The organism is Dactylosporangium sp. NPDC000555, assembly GCF_040300025.1.
Taxonomy (GTDB): Bacteria; Actinomycetota; Actinomycetes; order Mycobacteriales; family Micromonosporaceae; genus Dactylosporangium.
The window spans coordinates 1-16667 of sequence record NZ_JBEPDB010000057.1; the positions used below are offsets into that span (position 1 = coordinate 1).

Genomic DNA, 16667 nt, shown 5'->3' on the forward strand with positions numbered 1-16667 from the left:
GTACGTGCTGCGCAAGATGATCGAGGCGTAACCCGCTCCGGTCGCCAGGCGGCGGGGGGGGGGGGGCCCCCGCGCCCCCCCCCCGCCGGGGGCCCCCCCCCGCCCCCCCGACTCGACGACGAGCGCGTCGGCGCCGGTGCGCAGCACGACCGGCTGGCCCGGGCCGAGGTGCATGGGTCGGGCGCGGGTGAGCAGGCCGAGCCGGTCGTCGGGGCCGAGGTTGCTCAGCGCGGGCGTCTCGCCGATGAGCTGCTCCAGTTCGGCCCACTCGACCGGCGGCGGGCCGGGCAGCGGGCCGACTGCGGAGGCGACCGCCGAGGACGGGACCGACAGCAGGGTCGTGCCGGCCGTCATCCAGCCGAGCGCGGCCGGGGCGCCGGTCAGCGCGCTGGCCAGGCCGACGACGCCGCCGCGGCCGACGCGCTCGCGGACGCTGCCGGTCGGGTCGCCGGGGCGGCGGGCCTCCAGCGCGCCGTCGGCGACGACGAACACCGACGGCTGCGCGGCGCCGGCGAACACGACCTGCTCGCCGGTGCGCGGGTGCACCCAGCGGGCCTGCTCGGCGAGCTTCGCGAGGGTCTCGGGCGGCAGGCTGGACAGCGCGGACGCGGTCAGCGCGGCGAACCGGCGCGGCTGGTCGCGCACCAGCTTGCGCTCCCCGAGGCGGTCGCGCAGGCGCCGTCCGCGCCGCCGCAGCCAGCCGAGGAAGAGGTACACCACGGGCGCGAGCAGCGCCGCGCAGATCACGAACAGCAGCGCCCGGGCGAGCCACCCGGCGTTCCAGAGCCCGGTGACGACGCCGGCGACGCGGTCGGTGTACACGCGGTAGACGATGTTGATCGAGACGGCGATCCAGATGACGGCGAGCATGCCGTACAGCGCGACGAGACGCCCCTCACGGTCGAGCTCGCCGAAGCGCGGCGGGCGGCGGCGCAGCCGGGCGATCACCCAGGCGAGCCCGCGGGCCCGCAGGTTGGGCACCTCGAGCCAGTCCATCAGCAGGTAGTACCCGTCGAGCGCCATGAACGGGTTCAGGTTGAACAGGGCGTTGAGGTACCACGCGAAGGCCAGCTTGAACGTCCACGGCTCCAGCTCGGGGAAGAACACGCCCACGATCTGGCAGGTGCCGGCCAGGATCAGGCCGGTGGCCGGGCCGGCGACGGTGGTGACGATGCGGGCGCGCCGGCCGGCCATCCACACGTCGGTGGTGTCGACGAAGACCGAGGGGATCCCGAAGTACACCAGGAAGCCCGCCACGGGCACGCGCCGCCCGGCATGCTTGGCGCCCAGCGCGTGCCCGAGCTCGTGGCAGGCCAGCGCGAAGACGTTGAGCCCGAGCAGGACCAGGGCGCCGGTGAAGTACGAGTCGTTGGTGAGGAACACGGACTGGTCGGCGCGGAACCAGTTCCACACGAACACGCCCAGCCCGGCCAGCGCGACGAGGCCGGCGAGCACCGCGAACACCCGGGTGAAGAACAGCCGGCCGCCCGCCTTGTAGAGGAACGTGACGACGGGGTCGACCTTCGCGAGCACCATCCGGCGCCCCTGCGCGGTCGCGAGCAGCCCCTTGCCCAGCCGGATCGGCCACGGCTGGCGGTGCACCCGCTGCAGGCGGTGGTAGGCGTCGACGGGCAGCTCGTCGAGCATGCGGTTGCCGGCCAGGTCGGCGACGATCCGGGTCACCTGGTCCGGGGCGAGCCGGCCGGAGATGCGGGCGAACTCGGCGACGAGCCGGGCCACGGTGCGGCTGCCGTCCATGGACTGCGCGAGCTTGAACTCCTCCGGCGTGAGCCGCAGGTAGCTCGACTCGCCGCTGTCCGGCGAGCGCAGCATCACGTACTCGACGCCGCGGGCCGAGGTCAACGTGACCGCCTCGACACCCTCCCGGAGCACAGGACGCGCGCGCGCCGGGTTGAGCCGGTCCGACACCGCGTGCCATAATCCGGCGTCGGCGGGACCGAGCGGTACACCCGGGGCACGCCCGGCGAGGGCCTCCCAGACACTGATGCGCGTCTCAATGACGGCCACGGTCGCTCCTGTTCGGGCACTGATTCGGCCACGGACTCTAAGCGCGTTTCCACCGTGCTGGAAGGTTGCGTCCCGAACGTGACACTGCTTCGGCGAAGATGGCACCGTGTACATCCTCGCCATCGACCAGGGCACGACCTCCACCCGCGCGATCGTGTTCGACGCCGACGGCGCCATCGTGGCGCTTGACCAGCGCGAACACCGTCAGAGCTTCCCCCGCCCAGGCTGGGTCGAGCACGACCCGGTCGAGATCTGGCACAACGTCCAGGCGGTGTCGACCCGCGCGCTGGACCAGGCCGGCCTGTCCCGCGCCGACGTCGCCGCGATCGGCATCACCAACCAGCGCGAGACCACGATCCTGTGGGACGCCCGCACCGGCGAGCCGGTGCACCCCGCCATCGTCTGGCAGGACACGCGGACCGACGGGCTCATCCGGACGCTGGCCGGTGACGCCGGCCCCGACCGCTTCCGCGACCGCTGCGGGCTGCCGCTCGCGACGTACTTCGCCGCCCCGAAGGTCGTCTGGCTGCTGGACAACGTCCCGGGCCTGCGCGAGCGCGCCGAGGCCGGCGAGATCCGCTTCGGCACCGTGGACACCTGGCTCATCGAGAAGCTGACCGGCCGCCACGTCACCGACGTCACCAACGCCAGCCGCACGATGCTCATGAACCTGACCACGCTGGACTGGGACGACGACCTACTCGCCGCGTTCGGCATCCCGCGGGTCATGCTGCCCGAGATCGGCTCCTCGTCCTACGTCTACGGCGAGGCGAGGACCATGCTGCACGGCGTGCCCGTGGCCAGCGCCCTCGGCGACCAGCAGGCGGCCCTCTTCGGCCAGGCGTGCTTCGCGCCGGGCGAGGCCAAGTGCACGTACGGCACCGGATCCTTCCTCCTGCTCAACACCGGCGCCCGCCCCGTGTCCAGCGAGCGTGGGCTGCTCACCACGGTCGGTTACCGCATCGGTACGGCGGATCCGGTGTACGCCCTGGAAGGCTCCATCGCGATCACCGGCTCGCTCGTGCAGTGGCTGCGCGACAACCTCGGCCTCATCGGCTCCGCCCCGGAGATCAACGACCTCGCCGCGACCGTCGGGGACAACGGCGGCTGCTACATCGTCCCGGCGTTCGCGGGCCTGTTCGCCCCGCACTGGCGCCCGGACGCCCGCGGCGTCATCACCGGCCTGACCGGGTACGTCACCAAGGGCCACCTCGCCCGCGCGGCGCTGGAGGCGACCGCGTGGCAGGTCAAGGACGTGGTCGACGCCATGATGGCCGAATCGGCGGTGCCGCTGGAGACGCTCAAGGTCGACGGCGGCATGACCGCGAGCGACCTGCTCATGGGCTTCCAGGCCGACGTGCTCGACGTGCCGGTGGTCCGCCCGACGGTCGCCGAGACGACGGCGCTGGGCGCGGCGTACGCTGCCGGCCTCGCGGTCGGCTTCTGGCCGGACACGGACGCGCTGCGCGAGAAGTGGCACGTCGACCGCCGCTGGGAGCCGTCGATGGGCACCGAGGCTCGCGACCGGGGCCACGCCCTGTGGCTGCGTGCCGTAGAGCGGTCCTTCGGCTGGGCCGACTGAACGCCCCGGGCGGTGCGGCGCCGCCCCGGACGCGTCAGCCGGCCTGTGCCGTCAGCCCAGCAGCTGCTGCGCCGTGGCCTTCGCCGTGTTGCTCGAGATCGCGAAGCCCACGCCGATGTTGCCGGCCGTCGAGCCCGACGTGGCGATCGCGGTGTTGATGCCGATCAGCTGACCGGCGGTGTTGACCAGCGCGCCGCCCGAGTTGCCCGGGTTGATCGCGGCGTCGGTCTGGATGGCGCCCGGGATCTTCGTGGCGGCGGCGCGGCTGTCCTCGCCCTCGTCGATCGTGCGGTTGAGGGCGCTGACGATGCCCGACGTCACCGAGCTGTTCAGGCCCAGCGGGCTGCCGACGGCGAGGACGGTGTCGCCGACGTGGACGATGGAGCTGTCGGCGAAGGCCAGCGGCGGGTAGCTGCCGCCACCGGTGATCTTGATGACGGCGAGGTCCGTGGCCTCGTCGGTGCCGACGATCTGCGCCGTCGCGGACTTGCCGTCGGAGAAGCTGATCTGCACCGTGTTGCCGCGGGCGGTCGCGACGACGTGGTTGTTCGTCAGGATCGCGCCGCCCTGGGTGATGATCACCCCGGAGCCGACGGCCGAGCCGGTGTTGATCGACACGACGCTCGGCAGGACCCGGGTGGCGACGTTGGCGAGGTTGACCGAGCCGGACGACTGCGAGCTGGAGTTCTGCGCGCTGATGACCGTGTTGCTGCCCGCGGCCGGGCGCAACTGCAGGGCCGCGACCCCGCCGCCGATCGCCGAGGCGACGCAGAGCGCGACGGCGGCCGCCGCGGCGGCGATGCCCTTGCCGAGCCGGCGGCGGCCGCCGAACGGCGCCGGCACCGCGGTGACGGGCGTTACGTAGGGTGAGGAAGGCGGGTACCACTGCGGCGGGTGTTGCATGTGCGGCACGTACGGCGGCACCTGGCTCGACGACATGTGCTGGTGCGGTTCCTCGCCCGGCCCCGGCGCCCATCCCTGCTGTTCGCTCATGATTTGAGCTTGCCGACGGCAGCTTGCGGGCCACCGGGAGCGGCCTGGGAAGGGGCTGTGAGGGGAAGGCGAACCTGGAAGGTGGCCCCGCCACCGGGAGTGACGAAGACCGAGACGGTGCCGCTGTGCACGGCGACCAGCGCGGCGACGATCGCCAGGCCCAGCCCGCTGCCGCTGTGGGCGCCGCCGGCCTGGCGCCGGGTGCGGGCCTTGTCGACGCGGTAGAACCGCTCGAAGACCCGGGCCGCCTGCTCGTCGGTCAGGCCGGGCCCGTGGTCGCAGACCTCGATCAGGGCGTCGGTACCGTCACGACGCAGCCGCAGCTCGACCGGCGTCCCGGCCGGGGTGTGGGTGAGCGCGTTGGTCATCAGGTTGCCGACCACCTGCCGCAGCCGGGCCTCGTCGCCGTTGACCTCGATCGGCTCGTCGCGCTCGATGTCGAGGGCGATCTGCCGGTCGGGCGCGACCGCGCGGGCCGCGGCGACGGCGTCGCTGGCGATCACGCGCAGGTCCATGTCGGCCAGGCTGAGCGGGCGCTCCTGGTCCAGCCGGGCGAGCAGCAGCAGGTCCTCGACGAGCAGCCCCATCCGGGAGGCCTCGTCCTCGATGCGGCGCAGCAGCGCGGCGGTCTCCTCGGGCTGGCGGGCGGCGCCCTGGCGGTACAGCTCGGCGAATCCCCTGATCGTGGTGAGGGGCGTGCGCAGCTCGTGGGAGGCGTCCGCGATGAACTGCCGCATCCGGTCCTCGGATGCCTCGCGGATGCGGAACGCCCCCTCGATCTGGCCGAGCATCGTGTTGAGCGCGGCGGCCAGGTGGCCCATCTCGGTCTCGGGCGGGCTCTCGGGCACGCGCTTGGTCAGGTCGCCGGCGGCGATGGCCGCGGCGGTGCGCTCGATCTCGCGCAGCGGCTGCAGGCTGGTCCGCACGATGGTCACACCGACGGCGGCGATCACGACCAGCACGCCCGCGCCGATGAACAGCTCCGCGGCGACGAGCTCGTCCACCGCGTTGTCGATCATCGAGAGGTTTTCGGCGACGCCGAGCACGGTGTGGTCGCGCTGGGTGATGAAAACCCGCCAGCGCTCGCGGGTGCCCGGCGCCCGGACGGTATACGGCTCGCCGAGGCGGTCCAGCAGCTCCTGCCCGGTGGTGGGCAGGGGCGGCCGGGCGCCGTCGTCCGGGACGCCGACCGAGGCCAGGACCGGGGTGCCGTTGCTGTCGGCCAGCCAGAAGAAGAAGTAGTTGCTCGGTACCACCGACTCGGTCTGCTGGCGCAGCCGGTTGATGTCGACCGTGCCCGCGAGCGTGCGCAGCTGGTTGTCGACCTTGTCGATCATCGAGCTGCGCATGACGAGCGCACTGGCGATGCCGATGACCAGCAGCGCCATGGTGACGAGCGTGAGTACCGCCGCGACCAGCCTGACGCGCAGCGGTACGTCGGAGATGAACCGCACCGACGGGCCCCGGGTCAGACAGGCAGGCGCAGGACGTAGCCCACGCCACGCAGCGTGTGGATCAGGCGCGGCTCGGCGATGTCGACCTTCCGGCGCAGATACGAGATGTAGGACTCGACGATGCTGTCGTCGCCGCGGAAGTCGTAGTTCCACACGAAGTCGAGGATCTGGGCCTTGGACAGCACGCGGCCGGCGTTGAGCATCAGGTACCGCAGGAGCTTGAACTCCGTCGGGGACAGCGCGATCGTCTGTCCGGCCCGGCTGACCTCGTGGGTCTCCTCGTCCAGCTCGAGGTCGTGGAAGACGAGCCGGTTGGGCCCCGGGTCGCCCGCGGTGCGGCGCAGCACGGCGCGGATGCGGGCGGTGAGCTCCTCGAGACTGAACGGCTTCGTCACGTAATCGTCGCCGCCGAGCGTGAGGCCGCGGACCTTGTCCTCGGTGCCGTCGCGCGCGGTCAGGAAGACCACCGGGAGCCGCACGCCGCCCTCACGGAGCCGTCGGATGACCTCGAACCCGTCGAGGTCGGGCAGCATCACGTCGAGCACGACGAGGTCGGGCTTGCTTTCGCGGGCCGTGGTGACCGCCTCGCTGCCGGTGGTCACCACGTCAACCGCAAAACCGGCAAAGCGCAGGCTGGCGGAGAGGAGCTCGCGGATATTCGGGTCGTCCTCGACCACGAGCAGCCTCGCCTCAGCCTGCGCCACGCCTGGCGACGATGCACCCCCGGATTGTGCTACGCCGCCTCGTACCCCCATGCGCATATTTTTCCGCCCTCCGCTGGAGTAGGGCTGGTGGTTGCCTGGGAAGTTCCTGGGCACCCGTTGTCACCTACCGCAGCAAGCGTCTCACCTGGTCGATCGCTCCGTCCAACACCACGAGGGTGGCCCGCATCGTCTCCTGGCTCGCCCGACCCGCGCGGGCCAGCCGGCGCACCTCGGCGAGCAGCAGCGCGGCCTTGTCCTCCAGTTCGCCGACCACGTCGGAGGGCGGCTGCGGCGGGCGGGTGCTCGCCGAGCCCGGCCGGGGTGGATACCCCCAGCCGAACGAGGCCGGCCCCGGCGGCGCGCTGCGCACCTGGCGGCTGGCCTCCTTGAGCTCCCGCTTGAGGTCGCGCACCGAGCCGCGCACCCCCTGCTCGACCTCGTCGGCCAGCGTCGAGAGGTCGGCGAGCGAGGCGTTGATGTCGGCCTCGAGCGACTCGAGCTCCCGCGCACGGCGCTGCAGCTCCTCGATGCCGGCCGCGGTGATCTGGTAGACCTTGCGCCCGCCCTCCGCTGTGTGCGTGATGAGGCCGTCGGCCTCCATGCGCTGCAGGCGCGGGTAGATCGTGCCGGCCGAGGGCGCGTAGAGGCCGTGGAACCGGTTCTCCAGCAGCCGGATGAGCTCATAGCCGTGCCGCGGGCTCTCGTTGAGGAGCTTCAGCAGGTACAGCCGTAGCCTGCCATGGCTGAACACCGCACTCATGTTCCCACTGCTTCCTCATCGTCGACGGGCCGCCGCAACAACGAGATCGTGCCAGACGTCGCATTGGCGGCCAGATACCCGCCGGTCCCTGTGCCGAGCCGTCCGGTGACCGTGTTCCTGCTGTGCTGGTCGAGCTCGGGAAAGGCGTTCACGACGTGGCCGGAGATCGCGTTGAGGCGCACCCGCAGGTCGCTGTCCTCGCGCACCCGGGCGGTGATCTCCCCCGAGACGGTGTCCAGGTGGACCTCCGTGCCCGCGGGCGGGTTGTCCAGGTCGCACGTCACGGAGCCAGAGATGGTACGCGCACTGACCTTCCCCGCCGTCGAGTCCGCCACCACGATCTCGCCCGAGACCGTCTCCAGGTCGACTTCGCCCCCGAGCGTCAGCCCCTCGATCGACCCCGACACCACCTTGCCGGCCACCCGCCCGTCGATGCCGAGCAGCGTGATCCGCCCGCTGGTGACGTCGACGCTGGCCCCGTTGCGCAGCGAGGACGCGACGATCGTCCCCGAGGCGACGTTGAGCCGGACCGTCGCCTCCATCGGCACGACGATCGAGATGTCGACCTTGAATCGCGAGCCGAACAGCCACCAGAGGAACCCCGGCCACCCCTTGGGAAACTCGTGCGAGATCGTGAGCACGCCGCCCTCGAGCGTCATGTCGACGACCCGGTCGCCGATGCTCGACACCTCGACGCGGGCCGGCCCGTCGGCCCCGACGACGTTGAGCCGCCCGGCCACCAACGAAACGCTGAGGTCGGTGACGTCCTCCCCCAGCACGAGCCGCTCGGGCTCGTTGATCTTCCACGCGGTCATCGCGCACTCCTCGCTCGCTCCTGCTCATGAGCGTAACGCAAGACGCGATACATCGCGACTGTCAATCACGACACACGGTCGCGGCGCACCGCGGACCGGGTATCAGGCGGCAACCACCGCCGTCGCGGCTCGGGCCAGGACGCGGCGGGCGTGGGTGTGCGGGTCGCACGGGGCCGGGTGCAGCTTCGGGTGGGCGCGCAGGTTGACCGACAGGTCGCGGGCCGCCACCACCCGCTTGATCGAGGCCAGCAGGGTCTCGTCGCCGATGAACGCGGCCACCGTGGACACCACGCCGGACTGGGCGAAGGTCAGGCGGACCGGCACCACCGGCACACCCGCGTCCACCGCGGCCTGGAACATCGCCGGGCGGAACGTGCCGCCCATCCGGCCACACCACGTGGTGCCCTCCGGGAAGACCGCCACGACGCCGCCCGCGGCGATGTTGCGGCTCACCTCGGCGACCGTGGCCGGCAGGCTCTTCGGGCGGGACCGGTCGACGAAGACCGTGCCCAGCGTGGCGGCCAGACGGCCGATGAGCGGCCACGACCGTACCTCGCGCTTGGCCAGCAGGCGGGCCGGAGCGTGGGCGAGGATCACGATGACGTCGAGCCACGACACGTGGTTCGCCACGAGCAGGGCGCCGGCCTGCGGGATCCGCCCGCCGGCGGAGTGCCTCACGCCGAGGGCCGCCAGCACGGCCCGGGCCAGGCCGCGCTGGGCCAGGACCAGGTGGCGCTGCGGCAGCAGGGCCAGGACCGGCACCGACAGGGCGGCGAAGAGGAGCACGGCGCCGGTGAAGAGGATGCGTTTCGCCATGATCAGCCGCGGCACGACGCGGGCCGCGGGCTCGGGCAGGCAGTCGGTGCCACACGTCGAGCGGGGCAGCCAGAGGCTGTCCATGACAGCCATGGAGCTCACCCCTGCCCGAGGAAGTGGCGCATGTACCGCGGGTTGACCCGATCCAGCGACAGCAGCACGTAGAAGTCCGCGCAGTCGAAGTCGGGGTCGTGGGCCGGCGCGCCGCCCACCCAGGCACCCAGGCGCAGGTAGCCCTTGAGCAGCGGCGGCACGTCGACCTTGGCGGGCGGCTCGACGCCGGCGGCCTGGGTGTTGATCCACGGGTTGCGCGGCCGCACCCGCCAGGCCGGCGGCACCAGGTGCTTGCGTCGTGCCAGGTCCCACACGCCCGCGGCGGTCGCGCCGCCGTCGGCCAGCGGCACCGACGCGCAGCCTCCGAGCCAGCGGTGCCCGTGCAGGTGCATGTACCGCGCGATGCCCGCCCACATCAGGTTGATGACGGCGCCGCTGCGGTGGTCGGGGTGCACGCAGGAGCGGCCGGTCTCCACCAGCCCGCCGCGCAGCTGCGCGAGGCCGGCCAGGTCGAACTCGGTGTCCGCGTAGAGGCCACCGGCCGCGACGGCGCGGTCCGGCGGGAGCATCCGGTAGGTGCCGACGACGTCGCCGGTGAGCTCCTCGCGGATGATCAGGTGGTCGCAGTACTCGTCGAACGGGTCGGCGTCGAGGCCCGGCTCGCTGCTGTGCAGGGTGGCGCCCAGCTCACCGGCGAAGACGTCGCGGCGAAGCCGTTGTGCGGCCCTGACCTGGGCGCCGTCGGTGGCCACCAGCAGGGTGTAGCGCTGCAAGTCGCCCAGCTCTTGCGGGCCGGCGGCGACGGCAAGAATCGTCATGTCTTCGGTGTAGGCGTCGACCCCTGCGGATGGCTGACGCTGACTGGTTTCCCTGATGGCGTGCTGGTGAACTGTGGTTACCGTGGTCAGCCATGGCGGGATATTCAGGCACACCGTTACCCAAGAAGCTGGGTGTCACCGCGGGGCATCGCGTCCTGCTCGACGGCGCGCCGCCCGGGTTCGAGCTGCGTGAGCTGCCCCCGGATGTGGTGGTGCACCGCCGCCCCGCGCCGGGACTGTACGACGTCATCGTGCTCTTCTGCCCGGACCAGGCCCGCCTGCGCCGGCGCTGGCAGGTGCTGCACCGGCTCACCCCGCCCGCCGGCGCGCTGTGGGTGGCGTGGCCGAAGCGCTCCTCGGGGCTGACCACCGACCTGGACGAGTCGGCCGTGCGCGGATACGCGTTGGCCAACGGCCGGGTCGACGTCAAGGTGTGCGCCATCGACGAAATATGGTCGGGCCTCAAGCACGTCATCCGGGTGGCGGACCGTCCGCCGGCATAGCGAAACCCGGACGATTCCCCCGATACGCGCAGGCCGGGCCGACGGACGTGTCCGGACATGCCATATTGACGGCTTCACTTGCCTCACGGAGGGAGCGGCGCGTTGTCCAACGGGCAGATCGTCGTCTCCGGCTTGACGAAGCAGTACCGCAACGTCAGAGCCGTCGACAATTTGTCGTTCGTGGTCGAGCCGGGCCGCGTGACCGGGTTCCTCGGGCCGAACGGCGCCGGAAAGACCACCACCCTGCGCATGGTGCTCAACCTGGTCACCCCGACCGCCGGCACCGCGACCATCGGCGGTCAGCGGTATGCCGACGCGGCCGAGCCGCTGCGGCTGGTAGGGGCGATCCTGGAGGCCTCCGCCGCGCACAAGGGCCGCTCCGCGCGCAACCACCTGCGCTGCGTCGCGGCCGCCGGCGGCTTCCCGGCCCGCCGCGTCGACGAGGTCCTGGAGCTGGTCGGGCTCACCCCGGCCGCCAAGCGTAAGTTCCGGGGGTATTCCCTGGGCATGAAGCAGCGCCTCGGCATCGCCCAGGCGCTGCTGGGCGATCCGCAGGTGCTGATCCTCGACGAGCCGGCCAACGGCCTCGACCCCGAGGGCATCCGCTGGATGCGCGGGCTGTTGCAGGGCCAGGCCCAGCAGGGACGCACGGTGCTGGTCTCGAGCCATCTGCTGTCGGAGATGGAGCTCCTCGCCGACGACGTCGTCATCATCGCGGCCGGCAAGCTGATCACCCACGGCCCGGTCGACCAGATCGTCGGGCAGGGCTCGGCCCAGGCCAGCGTGCGGGTCCGCACGCCGAACATCCAGGAGCTGGTCACGGCCGTGCGCGGCGCGGGCGGCGCGATCAACCCCAACGGCAACGGCTCGCACATGGTCACCGGCCTGGACGCCCCCGCCGTCGGCAAGCTGGCCCTGCAGGCCGGCGTGGAGCTGCACGAGCTGGTCGCCGAGCGCCCCGACCTGGAGCACGTCTTCCTCGAACTGACCCAGGGAAGGGCGGCCATCCGATGATCCGGCTCATCCGCAGCGAGCTGATCAAGCTGCGCACCACCAACACGTGGTGGATCTTCCTGCTCTGCTCCCTGGTGTTCTCCGGTCTCGCACTGCTGATCAACATCGCGCAGACGGACCAGGACTTGCACATGCCCGAGTGGGCCGACCGGGAGCTGCAGGGGCAACAGGATGAGTCTTCCGAGGGGGCAAGGGCGGCGGCCCTGGCCGAGCGGGACCGGGTGCTGTTGTCCCGCTCCGCGGCCGGGCTGGCCAGGCACGCCGCCGCCATCTACACATCGGGGCAGTTCTTCGGGCTGCTGATGGTGATGCTGCTGGCCATCCTGCTGATCACCAACGAGTTCTACCACCAGACCGCGACGGCGACGTTCCTGGCGACGCCGAAGCGGACCAGGGTCATCGTGGCCAAGCTGATCACCGGGGCCGCGATGGCGTTCGCCTTCTGGCTGATCGCCACCGCGATCAACCTGGTCGTCGGCGGGATCTTCTTCGCCAACCTGGGCTACTCCAACAGCCTGGGCAACTGGACCGCGCAACAGGCGATCCTGCTCAACCTGCTGGTGTACGTGCTGTGGGCGATCTTCGGCATCGGCGTCGGGGTGCTGCTGCGCAGCCAGATCGGGGCCACCATCACCGCCGCGGTGCTCTACACCGTCGGCACCTATGCGGCCATGTTCACGCTGACCCTGATCCACGAGTACCTGATCAAGGAGGACTGGGTCCTGCAGGCCGCGGTGTACATCCCGCCGTTGGCCTCCGAGCACCTGGTCAGGGGGCTGTCGGAGCTCAGCGACAGCCACCTACCGGCGCGCTGGGTCGGCGCGGCGATCCTCATCGGCTACGCGGTCGTCCTGGGCACGATCGGCACGCTGGTCACGCGCAAGCGCGACATCGCCTGACCGGCGGCGATCAAGACTTCGGCAAGATTTGGGGTGCAAGATCTAGGACAGTTGTGGCCGCCATTCGGCGGCCACAACTGTAAGGGCGGGCAGACCGGCGTCGTCTACATGGTCACTCCCGGCGGCGTCGGCGACGAACGCGCGTTAGGTAGCGCGTAGCCTGGACCCGGACATCCGTAACCCCCAGCAACTCGCGTTTGGAAGAGGCGATCAAGAGCCGTGTCGACCCAAGCGACCAACTCGCAGGAGAATCCGCTGGCAGGATTTGGCCCGAACGAGTGGATCGTCGAAGACATGTACCAGCGGTACCTCGCCGACCCGGCCAGCGTGGACTCCGCGTGGCACGACTTCTTCGCCGACTACAAGCCCGCCCCGGACGTCGCCCAGGCGTCCGCCGTCGCGGCTGAGCCGGCTCCCGCTCCCGCGCCCGCGAAGCCCGCACCCGCGAAGCCCGCGGTCGTGAAGCCCGTCGAGAGGCCGGTTGAGAAGCCGGTCGAGAAGGTCGAGAAGAAGGCCGTCCCCGCCACCAAGCCCGCGCCGACCAAGGAGACGCCCGCCCCCGCCGGCGGCGCGAAGCGGGTCCCCCTGCGCGGCGTGGCCGCTCGCATCGTGCAGAACATGGACGCCTCGCTGGAGGTGCCGACCGCCACGAGCGTGCGCGCCGCGCCGGCCAAGCTGCTGTCCGACAACCGGATCGTGATCAACAATCACCTCGCCCGCGGTCGCGGCGGCAAGGTGAGCTTCACGCACCTAATCGGATACGCACTGGTCCGGGCCCTGGCCGCGCACCCGGAGATGAACAACAGCTTCGCCGAGGTCGACGGCAAGCCCACCCTGGTGCAGCCCGAGCGCGTCAACCTCGGCATCGCGATCGACCTGGCCAAGCCGGACGGGTCGCGCACGCTGGTCGTGCCGAGCATCAAGGCCGCCGATACCATGGACTTCCGCCAGTTCTGGTCGTCCTACGAGGACACGGTGCGCCGCGCCCGGCGCAACGAGCTCACCATGGACGACTACGCCGGCACCACCATCTCGCTGACCAACCCGGGCGGCATCGGCACCGTGCACTCGATGCCACGGCTCATGACCGGCCAGGGCGCGATCATCGGCGTCGGCGCGATGGAATACCCGGCGCCCTACGCCGGCATGTCCGACGAGACCCTCGCCGACCTCGGCATCAGCAAGATCATCACGCTGACCAGCACCTACGACCACCGCATCATCCAGGGCGCCCAGTCCGGCGAGTTCCTCAAGGTGATGCACGAGCTGCTGCTCGGCGAGCACGGGTTCTACGACCAGATCTTCACCGCGCTGCGCATCCCGTATGAGCCGGTGCGCTGGGTGCGCGACGTCGCCCGCACCTCCGAGGGCCAGATCGACAAGGCCGCCCGGGTCGTGGAGCTCATCCACGCGTACCGTGTGCGCGGCCACCTGATGGCGGACACCGACCCGCTGGAGTTCCGCATCCGCCGCCACCCCGACCTGGACGTGCTCGAACACGGGCTCACGCTGTGGGACCTCGACCGCGTGTTCCCGGTCGGCGGGTTCGCGGGCAAGCAGAAGATGAAGCTGCGGGCCGTTCTCGGCGTCCTGCGCGACTCCTACTGCCGCCGCGTCGGCGTGGAGTACATGCACATCATGGACCCGGAGGAGCGGCGCTGGATCGCCGAGCGGGTCGAGAAGCCATACGAGAAGCCGAGCCCCGAGGAGCAGAAGCACATCCTCAACCGGCTCAACTCGGCCGAGGCGTTCGAGACGTTCCTGCAGACCAAGTACGTCGGCCAGCGCCGTTTCTCGCTGGAGGGCGGCGAGTCGCTGATCCCGCTGCTGGACGAGATCCTGCAGAACTCCGCCGAGAGCGGGCTGGACGAGGTCGTCATCGGCATGGCCCACCGCGGCCGGCTCAACGTGCTGGCCAACATCGTCGGCAAGCCCTACGAGAAGATCTTCTCCGAGTTCGAGGGGCACCTCGACCTCAAGTCCGCGCACGGCTCCGGCGACGTGAAGTACCACCTGGGCATGACGGGCAAGTACACCCACCCGGACGGCGAGCACGCCACCACGGTGTCGGTCGTGGCCAACCCCTCGCACCTCGAGGCGGTCAACCCGGTGCTGGAAGGCATCGTGCGGGCCAAGCAGGACAAGATCGACCTCAAGCTCGAGGGCTACACGGTCCTGCCGCTGTTGGTGCACGGCGACGCCGCGTTCGCCGGCCAGGGCGTGGTCGCCGAGACGCTGAACCTGTCGCAGCTGCGCGGCTACCGCACCGGCGGCACGGTCCACGTCGTCGTCAACAACCAGGTCGGGTTCACCACCGCGCCGGAGTACTCGCGCTCCTCGCTGTACTCGACCGACGTCGCCCGGATGATCCAGGCGCCGATCTTCCACGTCAACGGCGACGACCCCGAGGCCGTCGTGCGCGTGGCGCGGCTCGCGTTCGAGTATCGCCAGGCGTTCAACAAGGACGTCGTCATCGACCTCGTCTGCTACCGCCGGCGCGGCCACAACGAGGGCGACGACCCGTCGATGACCAATCCGTTGATGTACGCGATCATCGACCAGAAGCGCTCGGTCCGCAAGATCTACACCGAGGAGCTCATCGGCCGCGGCGACATCCCGATCACCGAGGCGGAGGCCCTGCTCAAGGACTACCACGAGCAGCTGGAGACGGTCTTCAAGGCCACCCGCGACGCGTCGTCCTCGCCGGCCGCGCGGCTCACCCGGCTGCGGAAGCCGGAGCCCGAGCCGGTGGTCGCGACCAAGATCGACGAGTCGGTGCTCCGCGCGATCGGCGAGGCCCACGTGAAGCTCCCCGAGGGCTTCACGCCGCACAAGCGCGTGCAGCAGCTGCTCGACCGGCGGGCCAAGATGGCCATCGAGGGTGACATCGACTGGGGCTTCAGCGAGATCATCGCCTTCGGCTCGCTGGTCTACGACGGCGTCACGGTCCGGCTTTCCGGCCAGGACTCGCGCCGCGGCACGTTCGTCCAGCGCCACGCCGGGATCGTCGACGCCGAGACCGGCGCCGACTACATGCCGGCGTCCGCCCTGGTGCGCGACAACGCCAAGCTTTTTGTCTACGACTCCCTGCTGTCGGAGTTCGCGGCGATGGGCTTCGAGTACGGGTACTCGGTCCAGAACCCGGACGCGCTGGTCATGTGGGAGGCGCAGTTCGGCGACTTCGTCAACGGCGCGCAGTCGATCGTGGACGAGTTCATCTCCTCCGGCGAGGTGAAGTGGGGCCAGCTGGCCTCCGTCACCCTGCTGCTGCCGCACTCGCACGAGGGCCAGGGCCCGGACCACACCTCGGGCCGCCTGGAGCGTTACCTGCAGCTGTGCGCCGAGGACAACATGCGCGTCGCCGTGCCGACCACCCCGGCCAACCACTTCCACCTGCTGCGCCGCCAGGCGCTGTCGCCGAAGAAGAAGCCGCTGGTGGTCTTCACGCCGAAGTCGCTGCTGCGGCACCGGCTGTGCGTGTCGGGCGTGGAGGACTTCACCACCGGCACCTTCCAGACCGTGCTCGGCGATCCGGGGATCAAGGGCACCGCGCTCGACCCGGCCGCCGTGAAGCGGGTCCTGCTGTGCTCGGGCAAGGTCTTCTACGACCTGCTCCAGGCGCGCACCGACCGCGGCATCACCGACACCGCGATCATCCGCGTCGAGCAGCTCTACCCGATGCCGATCGACGAGCTGCGGGGGGCGCTGGAGCGATACCCGAACGCGGTGGACTTCGCCTGGGTCCAGGAGGAGCCGGCGAACCAGGGCGCCTGGTCGTTCATCGCGCTCAACCTGCTCGAGCACCTGCACGGCGTCGGCCTGCGCCGCATCTCCCGCCCCGCCGCGGCCGCCCCGGCGGTCGGCTCGACCAAGCTGCACGACGCCGAGCAGCAGGCCCTGATCGAGGCCGCGCTGCCGAAGCGCTGACGGCGACCCGCATTACCGGGGGCACGGCGGCGACGCCGTGCCCCTTCGCTTCTTCCGTCTTCTTCCGTGGAGGCTTCCGCACATGTACTTCACCGATCGCGGCATCGAGGAGCTCGCCGAACGCCGCGGCGAGGAGGAGGTCACGATCGAGTGGCTGGCCGAGCGCCTGCGCGACTTCGTCGACCTCAACCCGGAGTTCGAGACCCCGATCGAGCGCCTGGCCGTCTACCTGGCCCGCCTCGACGACGAGGACGACGACTGACTCGCACCTCTCGCCACACCGGGCCGCCCACCCGTTGA

General features: G+C 71.1%; 13 protein-coding genes and 1 pseudogene. 6 read left to right on the plus strand and 8 right to left on the minus strand.

Annotated features, from left to right (window positions below):
- Positions 1-2028 (minus strand): annotated as a pseudogene (locus tag ABT297_RS28605) (cyclic nucleotide-binding protein); the annotation flags it as partial.
- Between the two features lie 106 nt (positions 2029-2134).
- Between ABT297_RS28605 and glpK the strand changes: the two are divergent.
- A complete protein-coding gene (gene glpK, locus ABT297_RS28610; RefSeq protein ID WP_350555153.1) occupies positions 2135-3610 on the plus strand; it encodes a glycerol kinase GlpK in 1476 nt (491 codons plus the stop codon).
- Between the two features lie 51 nt (positions 3611-3661).
- On the opposite strand, the gene ABT297_RS28615 is transcribed toward glpK, so the two are convergent.
- The 7 genes from ABT297_RS28615 to ABT297_RS28645 form a co-directional block, all read right to left on the minus strand.
- Positions 3662-4603: a S1C family serine protease gene (locus ABT297_RS28615; protein WP_350555155.1), complete on the minus strand. Its 942-nt coding sequence runs from the start codon at positions 4601-4603 to the stop codon at positions 3662-3664.
- Positions 4600-6057: a sensor histidine kinase gene (locus ABT297_RS28620; protein ID WP_350555157.1), complete on the minus strand. Its 1458-nt coding sequence runs from the start codon at positions 6055-6057 to the stop codon at positions 4600-4602. The genes ABT297_RS28615 and ABT297_RS28620 overlap by 4 nt, the downstream gene beginning before the upstream one ends.
- Before the next feature lie 14 nt (positions 6058-6071).
- Positions 6072-6761, minus strand: a complete 690-nt coding sequence (locus ABT297_RS28625; protein WP_350555159.1) for a response regulator transcription factor — start codon at positions 6759-6761, stop codon at positions 6072-6074.
- 124 nt (positions 6762-6885) lie between these two features.
- The gene (locus tag ABT297_RS28630) at positions 6886-7521 is read right to left on the minus strand and encodes a PadR family transcriptional regulator (RefSeq protein WP_350555161.1); all 636 of its coding nucleotides are present in this window, start codon (positions 7519-7521) and stop codon (positions 6886-6888) included.
- Positions 7518-8336: a DUF4097 family beta strand repeat-containing protein gene (locus ABT297_RS28635; RefSeq protein WP_350555163.1), complete on the minus strand. Its 819-nt coding sequence runs from the start codon at positions 8334-8336 to the stop codon at positions 7518-7520. Before ABT297_RS28635 ends, ABT297_RS28630 begins: the two co-directional genes overlap by 4 nt.
- 102 nt (positions 8337-8438) lie before the next feature.
- Positions 8439-9245 carry a lysophospholipid acyltransferase family protein gene (locus tag ABT297_RS28640; protein WP_350555165.1) on the minus strand — a complete coding sequence of 269 codons (807 nt, stop codon included), beginning with the start codon at positions 9243-9245 and terminating at the stop codon, positions 8439-8441.
- A gap of 5 nt (positions 9246-9250) precedes the next feature.
- On the minus strand, positions 9251-10024 hold the full coding sequence (locus ABT297_RS28645; RefSeq protein ID WP_350555167.1) for a GNAT family N-acetyltransferase: 774 nt from the start codon (positions 10022-10024) through the stop codon (positions 9251-9253).
- Positions 10025-10116: 92 nt separating this feature from the next.
- Between ABT297_RS28645 and ABT297_RS28650 the strand changes: the two genes are divergently transcribed.
- From ABT297_RS28650 to ABT297_RS28670, 5 genes are all read left to right on the plus strand, one after another.
- Positions 10117-10527 carry a DUF3052 domain-containing protein gene (locus tag ABT297_RS28650; protein WP_350555169.1) on the plus strand — a complete coding sequence of 137 codons (411 nt, stop codon included), beginning with the start codon at positions 10117-10119 and terminating at the stop codon, positions 10525-10527.
- A 102-nt stretch (positions 10528-10629) separates the two neighbouring features.
- Complete coding sequence (locus ABT297_RS28655) at positions 10630-11541, plus strand: ABC transporter ATP-binding protein (protein WP_350555171.1); 912 nt, start codon at positions 10630-10632, stop codon at positions 11539-11541.
- Entirely contained in the window at positions 11538-12440 is a 903-nt protein-coding gene (locus tag ABT297_RS28660; RefSeq protein WP_350555172.1) for a DUF2705 family protein, read from the plus strand. Before ABT297_RS28655 ends, ABT297_RS28660 begins: the two co-directional genes overlap by 4 nt.
- 219 nt (positions 12441-12659) lie before the next feature.
- Positions 12660-16367 carry a multifunctional oxoglutarate decarboxylase/oxoglutarate dehydrogenase thiamine pyrophosphate-binding subunit/dihydrolipoyllysine-residue succinyltransferase subunit gene (locus ABT297_RS28665; protein WP_350555174.1) on the plus strand — a complete coding sequence of 1236 codons (3708 nt, stop codon included), beginning with the start codon at positions 12660-12662 and terminating at the stop codon, positions 16365-16367.
- Between the two features lie 82 nt (positions 16368-16449).
- A complete protein-coding gene (locus ABT297_RS28670; RefSeq protein ID WP_350555176.1) occupies positions 16450-16629 on the plus strand; it encodes a DUF6104 family protein in 180 nt (59 codons plus the stop codon).
- Positions 16630-16667 lie beyond the last annotated feature (38 nt).